The sequence below is a fragment of the candidate division WOR-3 bacterium genome, from assembly GCA_039801725.1.
Lineage (GTDB): Bacteria > Hydrothermota > Tepidihabitantia > Tepidihabitantales > DTDR01 > DTDR01.
The window spans coordinates 76537-90980 of record JBDRVE010000002.1; the positions used below are offsets into that span (position 1 = coordinate 76537).

At 29.7% G+C, this 14444-nt stretch carries 12 protein-coding genes and 1 tRNA gene; 11 read left to right on the forward strand and 2 right to left on the reverse strand.

The genetic code is table 11. The annotated features are described in order from the left end of the window. The 6 genes from ABIK75_00975 to ABIK75_01000 all read left to right on the forward strand — a co-directional run. Positions 1-1499, forward strand: a 1499-nt coding sequence (locus ABIK75_00975; protein ID MEO0089670.1) for an AIR synthase-related protein, incomplete at its 5' end; no start/stop codon positions are given. Further along, a complete protein-coding gene (locus tag ABIK75_00980) occupies positions 1469-2218 on the forward strand; it encodes a DUF559 domain-containing protein (GenBank protein MEO0089671.1) in 750 nt (249 codons plus the stop codon). The genes ABIK75_00975 and ABIK75_00980, both read left to right, overlap by 31 nt. 47 nt (positions 2219-2265) lie before the next feature. Further along, entirely contained in the window at positions 2266-2520 is a 255-nt protein-coding gene (locus ABIK75_00985; protein MEO0089672.1) for a translation elongation factor-like protein, read from the forward strand. 15 nt (positions 2521-2535) lie between these two features. Beyond that, positions 2536-2700, forward strand: a complete 165-nt coding sequence (locus tag ABIK75_00990) for a hypothetical protein (protein ID MEO0089673.1) — start codon at positions 2536-2538, stop codon at positions 2698-2700. Beyond that, the gene (locus tag ABIK75_00995) at positions 2701-5427 is read left to right on the forward strand and encodes a PD-(D/E)XK nuclease family protein (protein ID MEO0089674.1); all 2727 of its coding nucleotides are present in this window, start codon (positions 2701-2703) and stop codon (positions 5425-5427) included. It abuts the gene before it with no gap. Between the two features lie 2 nt (positions 5428-5429). Further along, positions 5430-8294: a UvrD-helicase domain-containing protein gene (locus ABIK75_01000; GenBank protein ID MEO0089675.1), complete on the forward strand. Its 2865-nt coding sequence runs from the start codon at positions 5430-5432 to the stop codon at positions 8292-8294. On the opposite strand, the gene ABIK75_01005 is transcribed toward ABIK75_01000, so the two are convergent. Further along, positions 8277-8612 carry a hypothetical protein gene (locus ABIK75_01005; GenBank protein MEO0089676.1) on the reverse strand — a complete coding sequence of 112 codons (336 nt, stop codon included), beginning with the start codon at positions 8610-8612 and terminating at the stop codon, positions 8277-8279. The two genes, ABIK75_01000 and ABIK75_01005, sit on opposite strands and share 18 nt — an antisense overlap. Positions 8613-8727: 115 nt before the next feature. Between ABIK75_01005 and ABIK75_01010 the strand changes: the two genes are divergently transcribed. Continuing rightward, positions 8728-9933: a lamin tail domain-containing protein gene (locus ABIK75_01010; protein ID MEO0089677.1), complete on the forward strand. Its 1206-nt coding sequence runs from the start codon at positions 8728-8730 to the stop codon at positions 9931-9933. Next, positions 9920-10405 carry a Mut7-C RNAse domain-containing protein gene (locus tag ABIK75_01015; protein ID MEO0089678.1) on the forward strand — a complete coding sequence of 162 codons (486 nt, stop codon included), beginning with the start codon at positions 9920-9922 and terminating at the stop codon, positions 10403-10405. Before ABIK75_01010 ends, ABIK75_01015 begins: the two co-directional genes overlap by 14 nt. On the opposite strand, the gene ABIK75_01020 is transcribed toward ABIK75_01015, so the two are convergent. After that, positions 10369-10456: transfer RNA gene (locus tag ABIK75_01020), tRNA-Leu, on the reverse strand. The genes ABIK75_01015 and ABIK75_01020 overlap by 37 nt on opposite strands. 42 nt (positions 10457-10498) lie before the next feature. Between ABIK75_01020 and ABIK75_01025 the strand changes: the two genes are divergently transcribed. The 3 genes from ABIK75_01025 to ABIK75_01035 all read left to right on the forward strand — a co-directional run. Beyond that, positions 10499-11365: an acyl-CoA dehydratase activase-related protein gene (locus ABIK75_01025; protein ID MEO0089679.1), complete on the forward strand. Its 867-nt coding sequence runs from the start codon at positions 10499-10501 to the stop codon at positions 11363-11365. Continuing rightward, positions 11362-12438, forward strand: coding sequence for a 2-hydroxyacyl-CoA dehydratase (locus tag ABIK75_01030; GenBank protein MEO0089680.1), 1077 nt, complete (start codon positions 11362-11364; stop codon positions 12436-12438). Before ABIK75_01025 ends, ABIK75_01030 begins: the two co-directional genes overlap by 4 nt. A 651-nt stretch (positions 12439-13089) precedes the next feature. Further along, positions 13090-14444: kelch repeat-containing protein (locus ABIK75_01035; GenBank protein ID MEO0089681.1), on the forward strand; the 1355-nt coding region annotated here is incomplete at its 3' end.

Genomic DNA, 14444 nt, shown 5'->3' on the forward strand with positions numbered 1-14444 from the left:
AAATAGTTGATGCTATCTTACAGGCAAGGGATGAGAATCTTTTTAATGCGATAACTGATTGTGGTGGTGGCGGACTTTCTTCGGCGATTGGTGAACTGAGTGAGAAGACTGGTGCCGAAGTTTATTTAGAAAAAGTGCCTTTAAAATATGCGGGATTAAGTTATACGGAAATCTGGATTTCTGAATCACAAGAAAGAATGGTACTGTTTATGCCCGAAGAAAACTTTAAAAGATTTAAAGAGATTTGCGATTTACATAATGTAAAAGCAACAATAATTGGCAGATTAAGAGATGATAAGAAATTAATTTTAAAATATCAAGATAAGATTGTTGGCGAGATAGATTTAGATTTTCTTCATAATGGAATGCCAACTGTAAAAAGAAGGGCAATCTTTAAGAGAAAAGAGATAATAAAAGAGATTGATTGGGAGATAAAAGATTATAACGAACTTTTAATAAATATTTTAAAAAATGAAAATGTTGCTTCTAAGGAGTGGATTATTAGACAATACGATTTAGAAGTCCAAGGAGGAACAGTTTTGAAACCATTATTAGAAGGCAGTCCTTCTGATGGTGTAGTCTTAAAGCCATTAAAAGAGAAAGATATTGGAATAGCAGTTGCCTGCGGAATAAATCCTTCTTATGGTGAGATTTCTCCTTATTGGATGGCAGCTTCGGTTGTTGATGAGGCATTGAGAAATATTACCTGTTGCGGTGGTGATATAAATAAAACCGGAATATTAGATAATTTTTGTTTTGGTAATCCTGAAAGAGAAGAGGTAATGGGTGATATTGTGGAGACCTGTTTTGGTGCCTATTTTGCCGCCAAAGGTTATGGAGTTCCCTTTATTTCCGGCAAAGATTCTTTATATAATGAATTTAAAAGTGGAAAAAAAATAATCGCTATTCCACCAACCTTATTAATTTCTGCGGTCTCAGTTGTTCCTAATATAAACAAAACTCCTACTTCTTATTTTAAGAAACCAAAATCAAAAATTGTTTTAATTGGCGAAACCTATAATGAACTTGGTGGTTCAATATATTTTTCTTTATTCAATAAAAATTTTGGCAAGGTTCCGAAAGTAAATCCGGAAAAAGGAAAAAGAATTATGGAAAAGATTTTTCAGGCAATTAATCAGGGTTTAATAATATCTATTCACGATTTATCCGACGGTGGTTTAGGAACTACATTATCTGAAATGACCTTTACAAATAATTTAGGATGTAAAATTGATTTAGAAAAGGTTTTATTAGGTGAAGATATTAAAAGACCAGATGTAATCTTATTTTCTGAATCTAATACCCGATTTCTTTGCGAGATAGAAGAGAATAGAATTGAAGAATTTTTAAACTTTATGGCTGATATAAAATTAGCAATTATTGGTGAAGTAATAGAAGATGAGCGGTTAATAATTAACTACCAGAATAAAAATCTTATTGATTTAGAAATAAGGATTTTAAAGGAAAGTTGGGAAAAAGGTTTAAGTTCCAAAATTTAGAGAAAATACCTGATTTAACATTAGTCGGCATTGTTAAAAGAAAAAGGGATTTTGAGATTATTAAAAAAGAAAAATGGTATCGGATACCAGTAAAGAACGCACCGAAAGAGATTGCACAAATAAAATATCTTGCCTTTTATTTTCCTAAAATCTTTGGAAAAAGAAAATGGCAGATTTTATATTACGGAAAAGTGAAAAATATTGAGGTTAGGAAGAGGATAGATTTATTACCGAAAGAAAAGGATAACCCAAATGCCTTAGAAGATTATTATAAGATAACTATTAAAAATTTAATAAGATTAAAAAATCCGGTAGTTTCAAAAAAAGGTAGAAGAATTATTTTTATTATTACTACTTTAGAAAAATTATTAAATAGCAAAGAGATAAACGATTTATTTATCACTTCACCAATTGAAGAAAAACTTTATTCTGAATTAAAGAAGAATAACATTCCTTGCGAAAGACAATATTTTGTAAAAGAAGGTAATGATTTTTATTCTTTAGATTTTGCCATCTTTGGTAAGAAGGGAAAGATTGCTATTGAATGCGATGGTGAGAAATACCATTTGACCAAAAAGGCAGTATTTTATGACCGAGAAAGAGATAACAGATTAACTAGTTCTGGTTGGTGGGTTTTAAGATTTTATTCTAAAGATATAAAGAAATCGCCGGAGAGATGTGTAAAATTGATAAAAAAGACAATAAAGAGAATATCTTGACTTTTAAAATAATTATTTTATAATAAATTAATTAAATGGAGGATAAAATGGAAATCAAAGTAGGAAAGGTTACCCATTATTATTCAAAAATTGGTGTAGCAATTGTGGAAATAACTGATGAGAGTTTGAATGTCGGCGATACTATTCACATTAAAGGACATTCAACCGATTTTACTCAAACGGTTGATTCGATGCAGATTGAACATCAGCCAATTAATAAGGCAGAGGTTGGCAATACAATCGGTTTAAAGGTAAAAGATAAATGTCGGGAAGGAGATATTGTTTATAAAGTATTGCCTTAATTAAAAAGGAGGAAAATGGCACGGAGTAAAAGTAAGCAAAAAAGGATGAGACATATAAGATGGTTAAAATATAAAAGAAGAATGGAAAAGAAAAAAGAATTACAAAAATTGGCTTTCCAAAATATTTCCCAAAGTAATGAAGCCGAAATAATCACCGATAATAAAGAAGATAAAAAATAGGTGAAATTCCTTTATCTCGTTAAGGAAAGTAGCGAAGGAATTGTAAAGGAGGTTTTTTCTCATATTTTAGAATTTTACTCTTCTAATAATTATGATTATTCAAAGATTTACCATTTTGGAATTAGTGGTTTACAAAACCTTTTTGCTTCGCTTATTTTTACCAATCTGATTAAAAAAGATTCTTTTATTCCGCCCCATTTTTATACTTTAAAAGAATTTGCTTTAACAATTTTAGAAAAAGAAGGGATATTAAGAGAATATAAAACAATCAATGAGAACTTAAAACCAATTATCATCTTAAATCTTTTGGAGGATAAAGAGAAAGAAAAAGTTACTTTTGGTTATAGTGTTATTCTTTCTCAGTTTATTAGTGAATTAAAGCAATATTACTATAATAAAGAGATAAAAGATTCTCTTTTAAAAAAAATAGAGACCTATCCAAAGGCTTATGAAAATTTAGAATTTGCCTTTAAGATAAAAGAAAGATATGAAGAATATTTAAAGAAGAATAAACTTTTAGATGAAGAAGATTGTCAGTATTTGGCGAATGAGATAATAAAAGAAAAAAAGATAATTTTACCATTTTTGGTAATTAATGGGTTTATTGATTTTACCAATTTAGAAAAGGAATTGATTGCTACTTTGATAAAAAATAGTGAGAAGACTTTTGTAATTTTGCTTGTTTCTGAAAGTAAAACTACTGATTTTTATCTATCCTGCGCCGATTTTACTAAAATTGAATACCAAAAAGAGAGCATAACAGAAGAAGAACTTTTAAAATTGCCAATCCATGCTTATTCAACAATTGAAGAAGAGATAGAGGGAATTTTAAAAAGAATAAAACTGCGTCATTTGCGAAAAGAGAAAAATTTGAGTTCTGTTGTTTTAGTTTCGGCTAATTTAAGAAAATATCATTATATCTTAGAAAGGGTTTTTCGTCGACTTGATTTACCTTACGGAATATTCAAAACGGTAAAACTAAAAGATTTACCGCCTTTTTCTTTTTTAATAGAAGTATTAAAAACAATCGATGAGAATTACCCTCGCTTAAAGACTTCTTTAATTTTTTCTTTACCTTATTTGGAAGCATTTTCTCCGGAAACAAGAAGATATGTAAATTTTCTGTCAAAAATGGCACGGATTATTTATGGAAAAAGTGATTGGCTTTCTTTAAAAAATATTCTTTTGAAATCTAATGATTTAAAAATAAAAGAATTGATAAAAAGAGGAGTGGTAGATAAGGTAATGAAAGATATTGAAAATTTCTTTGAACTGAGCGAAGAACTAACAAAAAATAATTATCTAAATGAATTTATTTCTGATTTTCGGAAATTCCTTAACCAGTTAAAATTTCTCAAAAAAGGAAATTATAATGAAATTGTTTATGAAGGTCTTTTAAAATTTTATGAAATCTTGTCCCATTTGGAAGATTTTGCTATTCCTGTTGATTTTCCAAAATTTATTAAAATTATTGATTATCATTTTAGTTATACCCCGATTAGAATTGAAAAAGAATTTTCCGGAATAAAAGTAATTGACCTTCATGATTTAGTGGTTTGGGATTTTTCATTTATAAAAGATTGTGAGTTTTATCTATTTGGTTTGGTAGAAGAAGACCTTCCTGGTCGCTACCACCCCGAACCTTTGATTCCTGAATATTTAAAAAAAGAATTTAATTTGCCCAATTCTGACCTTCATCTTTTTCGAGAAAGAAGTTATTTATATTCTTTCTTAAAAACTGTGCAAAAAAATTGTTATCTTTCTACCCACAATTACGAAAGCGAAAATCCAATATTACTAACTCCTTTTTTGGAGGGAGAGAAAATAAAACCAGAGGAGATAAAGCCGATTTTAAGCGTTGAAGATTTCCAAATATTAAAAGGAAAAAAAGAAATCCCTTTCTTTGATATTCAGAAAACCGAAATAAGTTTAAAAAATTGGGCTACGAAAGAGAATCCACTTTCAATAACTCAGTTGGTAAAATATCTTAAATGTCCCTTTCAATTCTATTTAGAAGAAGTTATCGGTCTTTCTTCGGAAGAAGAGAGATCGGTAGCAATAGAAAGATGGGAATGGGGGAAGTTTGTTCACTCAGTAATGCAGAAACTTTATCAGACCGAAGTACCCGATATTGAAAAACTACCGGAAGTGATCAAACAAAAAGTTAATGAAACATTAGCAGAAGAAGTGAGTTTTGAACTTTTGCCGATTTGGAAAGATTTTATCACCAGATTATTTGAAAAAATGATTCCACAAATTTTGGATGTTGAAAAAGATTTGCGAAAAAAAGGATTTTTGCCTTGGCCAGCAAAGATGGAATATTCCATTAAAGGTGAGATACTGGACGGAATATATTTAAAAGGAAGAATTGATCGAATTGATAAAAGTAATAGTGGTGTTTTTATTATAGATTACAAAACGGGAACACAAAAACCTTTTTCTTTAAGTCAAATGAAACAGGAAAAAGATTTAATTCAGATTTTTGCCTATGCTTATTTGTGGAACAAAATAAATGATTTAAAATGTGAAAATTTGGGAATTTATTACCTACCCGAAGGGAAATTAAGAACCCCAAAAGAAAAGGAAATAAAAGAGATGGAAGAGTATCTTTTATCAACAGTAAAAGAAAGCATAGAGAGGCTGAGGAAAGGAGATTTTTCGGTTGATAGAGTAGACAAAAGTAAGTGTTATATGTGTAGTTATCAATTTCTTTGTGGAAGAGAGTAAAAATGAAAGCAAAATTAATTTTAGCACCAGCAGGAAGTGGCAAGACTAAAAGATTAGCAGAAAATTATGTGGAACTTTTAAAAAAAGGAGTACCTGTTGAAAAGATTTTGGCAATTACTTTTACTGAAAAGGCAGCCTATGAAATGAAGGAGAGAATCTTTAATTTAGCAAGAGGTGATAAAGAAATTTTTAAAAAATTGAAGGAAAATTTAAATAAAATCAGAATTTCAACCATTGATGCTTTCTGTCTTTCTTTGGTTAAAAGATTTTCTTTCTTTTTAAATCTCTCTTCTTATCTTGAAGTTATTGAGTATCCACGAAATCTTTACGAAAAGGCAATTGCTAATGCTTTTCGTTCGCTAAAAGAAACCGAAGAATTTTATGATCTCCTTCTCAATTTTTTGATAGAATTTAATTTTAAAGGTTACGAAAGATTAAAAAGAGATTTTCTTATTCCCTTTTGGGAAAAAAGATTATTTTCTAAAAGGGCGATAATCGAAGAAAAACAAAAGAAGGGTACGTGCGAAAACGAAAGGGAATTAAAAAGAGCCCTCAGTGAAAAATTGGGAAATATTGCGTTTCAATTTTTTAAAGAAAAAGTAGAAAAATTTTACGAGGAGGAAAAGTTAAAACGAGAAATTTTGGATTTTTCTGACTTAGAACTTTTTGCTTATTTTCTTTTAAATGAACATTCGGAATTTAATAATATTTTAGATGCTTTTGATGAAAGAACTGACCATATTTTAGTTGATGAATTTCAGGATACTAATTATTTACAGTGGGCAATAATTGATAAACTTACCGAAGAATGGCGAGCAGGAAAAGGAAGAAAAAGCGAACTGGGGATAACTCCTTCTCTCTTTCTGGTGGGTGATAAAAAACAATCTATCTATTATTTTCGTGGTGCAAATGTGGAGATTGTGAACTATGCTCAGAAAAAATTAGAAGAGTGGCTCCCGGAAGATTTCCAATTAGAAATTGTTCAGGATAATTATCGAAGTTTAAAAGCAATTATTGACTTTACCAACGTCTTGTTTTCCGAAATTTTTGGCAAAGAGTATACACCTTTTCAGAAAAAAAGGAATAACGAAGCAAGTGGAAGGGTAGAGATTATTCTGATTGAAGCAGAAGGTAGAACTGAGGAGAAAAGAAAATTAGAGGCAGAAATTCTTTGTAAAAGAATAAAATCAATAGTTAATAACTTGGAAATTTATTCTCTTAATAAAGAAGAAAAATATCTCTGTGATTACAAAGATATTACTATTTTGATTAGAAGGAGAACCCATTTAAGAGTTTTAGAAGAAAAACTGAGAGAATATGATATTCCTTTTGTCGTGGTTAAAGGAACTGGTTTTTATGACGAACCAGAGATCCAGTTTCTTTTAAGTTTTCTTCGATTTTTAAGCGAGCCCACTTCTTCTTATAATCTTTATCTTTTATTGAAAAGTCCCTTATTTAACTTTACTGATGAAGAGATTATAAAAATTAACCAAAGAGAGGGGTTAAATCTTTATGAGAAATTGCTGAATTATTCGGCTGATTGTGATGTTAAAAGAAAAAAAGATATTGAATATTTAAAAAAACTTTTAGAAGAATATCAAAAAGAAAGGTTATCAGTTTTTGTGGAGCAGGTACTAAAGGAAAGGGAAGTTTATCGATACCTTACTGATCCTCAAAGAAAAGCCAATGTTAAAAAGTTTCTAAACCTTTTAGAAAAGTTAGAAAATGAAAATCAAACTCTTTTAGAGATTACTCAATTCTTCCGATTTGTTAAAGAGGATGAGCCAAAAGCAAATATTAATACCGAAGAAATGAACGTAGTAAAAATAATGACCATCCACGAAGCCAAAGGTCTTCAGTTTCCGGTGGTTTTTGTTCCGTTTTTAGACGAAGAAGTTGCTTCTCGATTTAATCAACATTTTCTATTTATTGAAGAAAACGAGAAAAAAGTAAGGTATATTGGCGAAGGTATAACAGAAATGCGAAAAGAAAATGAAGAATTTTCTAAACATAAAGAAAAAGAAATAGCCGAAGAAAAAAGAATTTTTTATGTGGCAGTTACTCGTGCTCAGGATGCCCTTTATTTGTCTGGTGTTTTAGGGAGTAATATCGCAGAATCAAAATTGTTGTGGTTAATAGATAAATTACAAATAAAAAAGATTAACAACCATTATAAGGCAGAAAAGAAGATTGAGGGGGTAAGAATTTTAACAAAAGAGATGGTAGAAGAGGAATATAAAAAAATAAAAGAAAAAGAGAAAATAAGAAAAGAGGAAGAAACTCCGGAAATAATGGTTGAAAAATTAACGAGATTCAAAAAAGGAGTGGAATATATAGAAGTTACTAAAATATTGCCTGAAGAAAGAAAGCGTCATTCTTGGGAATGGGTAATTTTTGGTGAAGTTTTCCATATTCTTTTAGATGAAATAAGCAAAGGTTATTTGAACTTGGATGAAAAGGAAATTGAAAAGCGAGGAAAAGAACTTTTGAAAAAAAAGGGTATTAGCAATGTTGAATTAGAAAAATGGGCAAAAATAATTTTAGAACATTTCCAAAAATTAAAAGAAAAGGGTTTATTAAAAATTATTGAAAAAAAGGAGAATAGTTATTCAGAATTTCCCTTTATTCTCAAAAAAGGAAATAAATTCTATTTTGGACGTATTGATAAAATAATTATTGAAGATGATAAAATTTACTTATATGATTATAAAACTTTTCCTGTTAAAGAAACTCAGGTTGAAAAAATCGCAAAAGGTTATCTTTCTCAATTAGCAATTTATGAACTTGCCTTAAAAAATATCTTTAATAAAAAAGTTGAAAAATATATTATTTTTACTTCTCTTGGTAAATTAGTCTTTGTCGCATAAAGGACATTGCCAATCAGGTTCTTTAGGAACAGGATGAGGTTGTCCATTACGATTTAATCGGTGCCATAATTCACATTCTAAAAGAAAGGCTTCATAGGCTGTTTCGGTAGTTTTTGCCCAGAAATAGGCATAGGCAGCATCAATTCCTCTTATGGTTTCTGTTAATTTTTTTAAAGTTCCGTAAAGATCTTCATCGGCGCGACCAATTTTTACCGGCACTTCACCATCATTGGATAGCAAAAAAACCCCTGGTTTCTTTTCATCTTCAATAAAATAATAATCAATCCATTCTAAACGACGGAATTTGATTCCCTCCATTTCTAACATCATCCCTCCTTTTTAACACACACCTCTATATAAATTATAATAAAAACTTTTTAAATGTCAAGGGTTTATTTTTTTGACTTTTAATACTTAAGTTTTATAATTTTATATGTTTTTTATTTTTTTAATCCTTTCCTATTCAAAATTGGTTATTACCGAGGTAATGTCAAATCCTAAAGGTAAAACCGGAAGATATTATCCCGAAGATAGAAATGAATTTGTGGAAGTTTATAATACTTCCGATGATACTGTTGATATAAGTACTTATAAAATTACTGATTTAGATGCTACCGATTCTATTGTTCCTTGGAAAGATTCTTCAATTTTAATAAAATATCCGACATTTAAAATAAATACCACGAAAATTCCTCCCCAATCTTATTGTCTTATTCTCGATCCAGAATATACTTTTTCTGAACCTCAGGGTGGTGAAGTTCAACCTTATATTTTTCCTGAAAGTTTAATAGTGGTTACTGTTGGAAACACAACTATTGGTAACGAACTCCAACAAAATGACCCATTAATCTTATTTTCTTTTGATGATACCTCTACCTTTGGTACCCCTTTTGAAGAAGATAGTTTTCCAACAGATATTAAGGATGGCTATTCTTATGAAAGAGTATCTTTTTATAGTGAAGATAAAAAAGAGAATTGGTTTCCTTCCCTTGGGGAGTATGGAACACCAGGAAGGGATAATAGTATATTTTTCTTTTCTGATCCAGCAATATTAAAATTTACTTGCGAAGAATTTAATAAAGAAAAAAATTTTGGTGTATTTAAAGTTCAATTAGTAAATAATGGTGTTTTTAATAGCGAAAGTATTTTGATTCAAATTTTTAATAATAATAAATATAAAAAAGAGATTTTATTAAATATTTTGGCACCAAAAAAAGAAACCTTAATTTCTTTTCTTTTGGATTCCTTTGATTTAGGTTATAATAAAGTTGAAGTAAAACTAAGGGCTAAAAAGGATTATGATACCACCAATAATTACCAATATTTAGAGTTATCTCTCTTTAGAAAAAATGAGAATTTTATAATTTATCCAGAAGTTTTTTGTTTAAATTTTGATAAGATAATTAAATTTGAATTTTCTTTGCCGGAAAAAGGAAATTTAGATTTGGAAATCTTTGATTTAAAAGGGAAATTAATTAAAAAATTTAATTTAAAGGTAGATAAAAAATATTCTCTTATTTGGGAGCCGGCAAAAGAAAATTTAAAAAACGGAATTTATATAGCAGTTATACGTTATAAATATGCGGGCAAAATAATTGAAGAAAAAAAGAGTTTCATAATTACTTATGGCAGAGATTAAATTTTTTTGTGATTTTATGCTTGGTAAATTGGCAAAATATTTGAGGATGCTTGGTTTTGATACCAAATACGAAAAGGAAGCAAATAAATTAAAGATGGAATTTATTGCCAAAACAGAAAATAGAATAATTATCACCCGTGATAGTTATTATAAAGAAAAAGAAAATTGTTTCTTTTTATATACTGATAATCCGAAAGAGCAGTTAATAATTATTCTTGATAAATTTAATTTGTATGAGAAAATAAAATTGGCAACCCGCTGTCTAATTTGTAACGAACTAGTAAAAAGAATAGAGAAAGAAGAAGTAAAAGGCAAAGTTCCTTACTATGTTTATCAAACACAAAAGGATTTCAGTTATTGCCCAATTTGCCAAAGAATTTATTGGCCTGGTACTCATTATAAAAAAATGAGAGAATTTTTAGAAAAAATCAAGAATGCCGGGGGCCGGAGTCGAACCGGCACGGACTCTTAAAAGTCCAGCGGATTTTAAGTCCGCTGCGTCTTCCAATTCCGCCACCCCGGCATTTGAATAAATGATAATAAATTTAAAAGAAAAATCAAGAAGATGAAAATAGGTATTCCACGAGGTTTATACTACTATTATTATAAAGATTTTTTAATTGAGTTTTTTAAAAATCTGAAATGGGAAATCGTTTTGTCACCAGAAACAAATCAGAAAATAATTGAAGAAGGTTCTAAACTTGCTCCTTCCGAAATCTGTCTACCAGTAAAAGTTTTTTTTGGACATATAAAATATTTGCTGGATAAATGTGATTATCTTTTTTTAATAAGATTTGTAAAAAAATATGTGAATAAATTTCCTTTGTTTGGCTGTCCCAAATTTATTGGTTTGCCTGATTTGATTAAAGCAAATTTTGATAATCTTCGTTTATTAGAATTAGTGATTGACGAAGATAAAAGAAATGAAGAGAAAAATTATCTTTCGCTTTTTTCTAAATTTGGTTTATCTAAAAAGGAAATTTTAAAGGCTTATCAAAAGGCAAAAGAAAAAATTAAAAAGAAAGAGTTGGAAAAAGGCGAAATTTTAGTAATCGGTCATCCTTATATTTTATTTGATAATAGACTCAGTTTGGATTTGTTAAATACTTTAAATAACATCGGAATCAAATACCTTACCAGTTTTCAATTCTACCAGAAAGATTTTGATTTTGATAAAGAAAGGGAATATTCTTGGTATTTTCATCGCCATTTATTATTTTCCGCTCATTGGGCAAAAGAGAATAATATCTTAGGAATTATTATTATTAATAATTTTCCTTGCGGAACTTCCGCAGTAATTGATGAGCGGATAAAAAATATTTGTAAGGATATTAATATCCTTCAATTAATTATTGATGAACATACCCAAAAGGAAAGTTTTTTAACCCGTTTAGAATCCTTTTTGGATATGATCAAAATAAAAAAGAAATGAAAGCAACTTTTCCTTATATGGGTAATATTTATATTCCTTTGTCAACATTATTAAAAGAATTAGATATTGAACCGGTTATTCCGCCACCGCCTGATAAAGAGACTTTAGTTTTAGGAACAAGATATTCACCAGAGTTAATGTGTATTCCTTTCAAATTAACCTTGGGTAATTTAATTAAAGCATTAGAAATGGGTGCTGATACGATTATTCATTGTAGCGGTTTCTGGTCTTGTCGTTATGGCTATTATCCCTATCTTCATAGTGAAATTTTAAGACAACTTGGTTATAAATTTAATCACATTATTTTAAAAAGAGAAGATTGGAAAAATATTTATTTTATTTTAAAAAATCTCTATAAAAAAAATTATAAGGTTATCACGAAATTTATGAAAGCAATAATAAAAACTTATTATAAATCAAAAATTATGGAAGAATTGGAAAGAAAGGCAATGGAAATAAGACCAAAGGAAAAGAAGAAAGGGATCGCAACCAAGGTTTTAAATAAATATTTAAAAAAACTCTATGAAGAAAATAATATTTTTAAAATGGAAGAAATTAGAAAAAAGGGAAGAGAAGAGTTAATAAATTTAATTGACAAGAAAAAAGTTAATTCTTTTGTTCCTAAAATAAAGATTGTTGGTGAAGCCTTTTGTGTTGTTGAACCTTATGTTAATTTTCGAATCATTGAGAAACTTGGTGAGTTAGGATTTTATGCCGATCCCTTTTTAACTGCCCATTCTTGGCTTGGGTTCCATTCAATAAGATTGGGAAATAACATTTATAAAAAAATTAGAAATTTGGCAAAAAAATATTGGCAATATAATGTTGGTGGCGAAGATACCAATACAATTGGTCATAGTTTATTGGCAATAAAAGATGGTTATTCGGGCATTATCCATCTCCATCCTTTTGGTTGTATGCCACAGACAATGGCTGATGGAATTTTGGAAAAGATAAGTAAAGAATATAATATTCCAATTTTAGATATTTCGTTAGATGAACATACTTCGGAAAATTTGATTGATAATCGATTATCGGCTTTTTGTGAGATGATAAAAAGAAGATTTTTTTAATAGGCTAAGACATCATTACCGGCTCCTAAGATGCGAATACTCAAGAGCATAATAATCTAAAATAATAATTAACCCCAATGATTTAAGTTTTTCTAAAGGGGTTAGATTGTTATTAATATAATTGCCTTTTTGTGCCTTTTAACTATGTCTTAACACATTTACTTAATTCCCTTGACATTTCAAAATTTTTGACTATATTTGTATTAGTTATGTTTATAGAATGTTATAAATTCTTAATAGAAATATATTAAAAAATGGGAAAAAATTTGCACAGAAGAAGAAAAAACCTAATGGAGGGGGTAATAGGGGGTAGGTCTATCATACGGGAATATTTTTAACTCTATTAGTGTTAATAATAATATTTTTATTAATGGTAATAACAATAATTTTATTAGTGCGAATAACAATACTTTTATTAACGGCTTTAACCATAAGTTTATGTTTAAGAACTTCGTAGGACTTAAATAATTTGAGGATGTTAGTCTATATAGATAGAACTCCTTGATAGAAAGAAAAGCAAGGTCAAATATAGTAAAACGAAGCTGTAAGTAAGAGCACAATAGTCAGTCAGAAGAATGATAACATATTATTTTATTGATTTTTATTTTATAAATTTGTATAATTTAAGTTAATTTAAAGTGGAGGTAGAAGATGAAGAAAATATTTATTTTTTCAATAATTTTATTTTCTTTTATATTAGCCAATAATCCCTTCTTTGCTCCGATGAATAATTCTCTAATCGGTGATGACCGGATTCCGGAAGCAATTAATATGATAGCACCTTCTTCACCGGTTTCATTAGATCTAACTGAGGAAATAACTTGGCGAATAATTGATTCCTCACCACCACCTGGTCGTTATTGGTGTCCAGCAACTGGTGTCGTTAGGGATACTATTTACTTTTTAGGTGGTAGGGCTAATGGTGGTTATGCCAATTCCGTTCGTTCAATTTATGCCTATGTTCCCAGTTCTAATACTTGGATTACTACTGGTTTGCCGACATTATTAAGAACAAGAAGAGCAGGTGCTGGTGGAGTGATTGGTAATAAAATATATGTAGCCGGCGGTAGGGATTCAACCCATACAACATTAAATACTTGTGAAGAGTTTGATGTTGACACAAAAACAGTTACCCAAAAGGCAAATATGCCAAGTGGGAGATGGGCTTGTTGTGGTGCTGTGGCGAATAATAAACTTTATGTTATCGGTGATGAGAATAGAACAGGAACTACTTATGAATACGACCCGGTTCAAAATACTTGGACAACAAAAGCAAGTTTACCGGTTGGTAGGGGATGGGCAGCAGCTGCTGGTGCTGGTGGTAAAGTGTATGTTTTTGGTGGTTCAGATGCTTCGAATAATACTTTAAGTGACTGTTGGGAATTTGATCCAGTTCAAAACACTTGGACACAAAAGGCAAATATGCCCGGACCAAGAATTTATCATTCAGCAGTTTCTTATTATGATACTGTTATTTTTGTTATTGGTGGCTCAGTTACTGGTGGTTCCAATGCTGATAATATTGTCTATAAATATCATATTCCCACCAATACTTGGACAACTGAGACACCAATGAATATTCCGAGAGGTTGGCTAATGACAAATGTTTGTAATGGTAAAATTTATGCTACCTATGGTTCAAATACGACTACACCTACTTATCTAAAGGCAAATGAAGAAGGAAGTTTTTTGCCTCCGGCACCAAGAGATGTTGGTATTTCGGCAATCAGAAATCCTTCAAGAATTGTTGACCCAAATACAAATATAACACCAATTGCTGTAGTGAAAAATTTTGGTACTACTCCACAATCTAATATTCCTATTTATTGTTGGATTGATTCAAGTAATGTGAGGATTTATAATCAGAATATAAACTTTCCTGGTCCATTAAATCCTGGTGAAACTGCTCGAGTTTCTTTTCCTAATTGGCTCACTGGTCCAGCAGGTAATAATTATCAAATTACTATTTTTACCGCATTAGAAAACGATAGTAACCAAACAAACGA

Bases quoted from the DNA above. Each gene is read 5' to 3' on its own strand.
- ABIK75_01030 (MEO0089680.1), top strand. From the start codon at position 11,362: ATGAAAGCAACTTTTCCTTATATGGGTAATATTTATATTCCTTTGTCA.
- ABIK75_01025 (MEO0089679.1), top strand. From the start codon at position 10,499: ATGAAAATAGGTATTCCACGAGGTTTATACTACTATTATTATAAAGAT.
- ABIK75_01015 (MEO0089678.1), top strand. From the start codon at position 9,920: ATGGCAGAGATTAAATTTTTTTGTGATTTTATGCTTGGTAAATTGGCA.
- ABIK75_00990 (MEO0089673.1), top strand. From the start codon at position 2,536: ATGGCACGGAGTAAAAGTAAGCAAAAAAGGATGAGACATATAAGATGG.
- ABIK75_00985 (MEO0089672.1), top strand. From the start codon at position 2,266: ATGGAAATCAAAGTAGGAAAGGTTACCCATTATTATTCAAAAATTGGT.
- ABIK75_01005 (MEO0089676.1), bottom strand. From the start codon at position 8,612: ATGGAGGGAATCAAATTCCGTCGTTTAGAATGGATTGATTATTATTTT.
- ABIK75_01010 (MEO0089677.1), top strand. From the start codon at position 8,728: ATGTTTTTTATTTTTTTAATCCTTTCCTATTCAAAATTGGTTATTACC.
- ABIK75_01000 (MEO0089675.1), top strand. From the start codon at position 5,430: ATGAAAGCAAAATTAATTTTAGCACCAGCAGGAAGTGGCAAGACTAAA.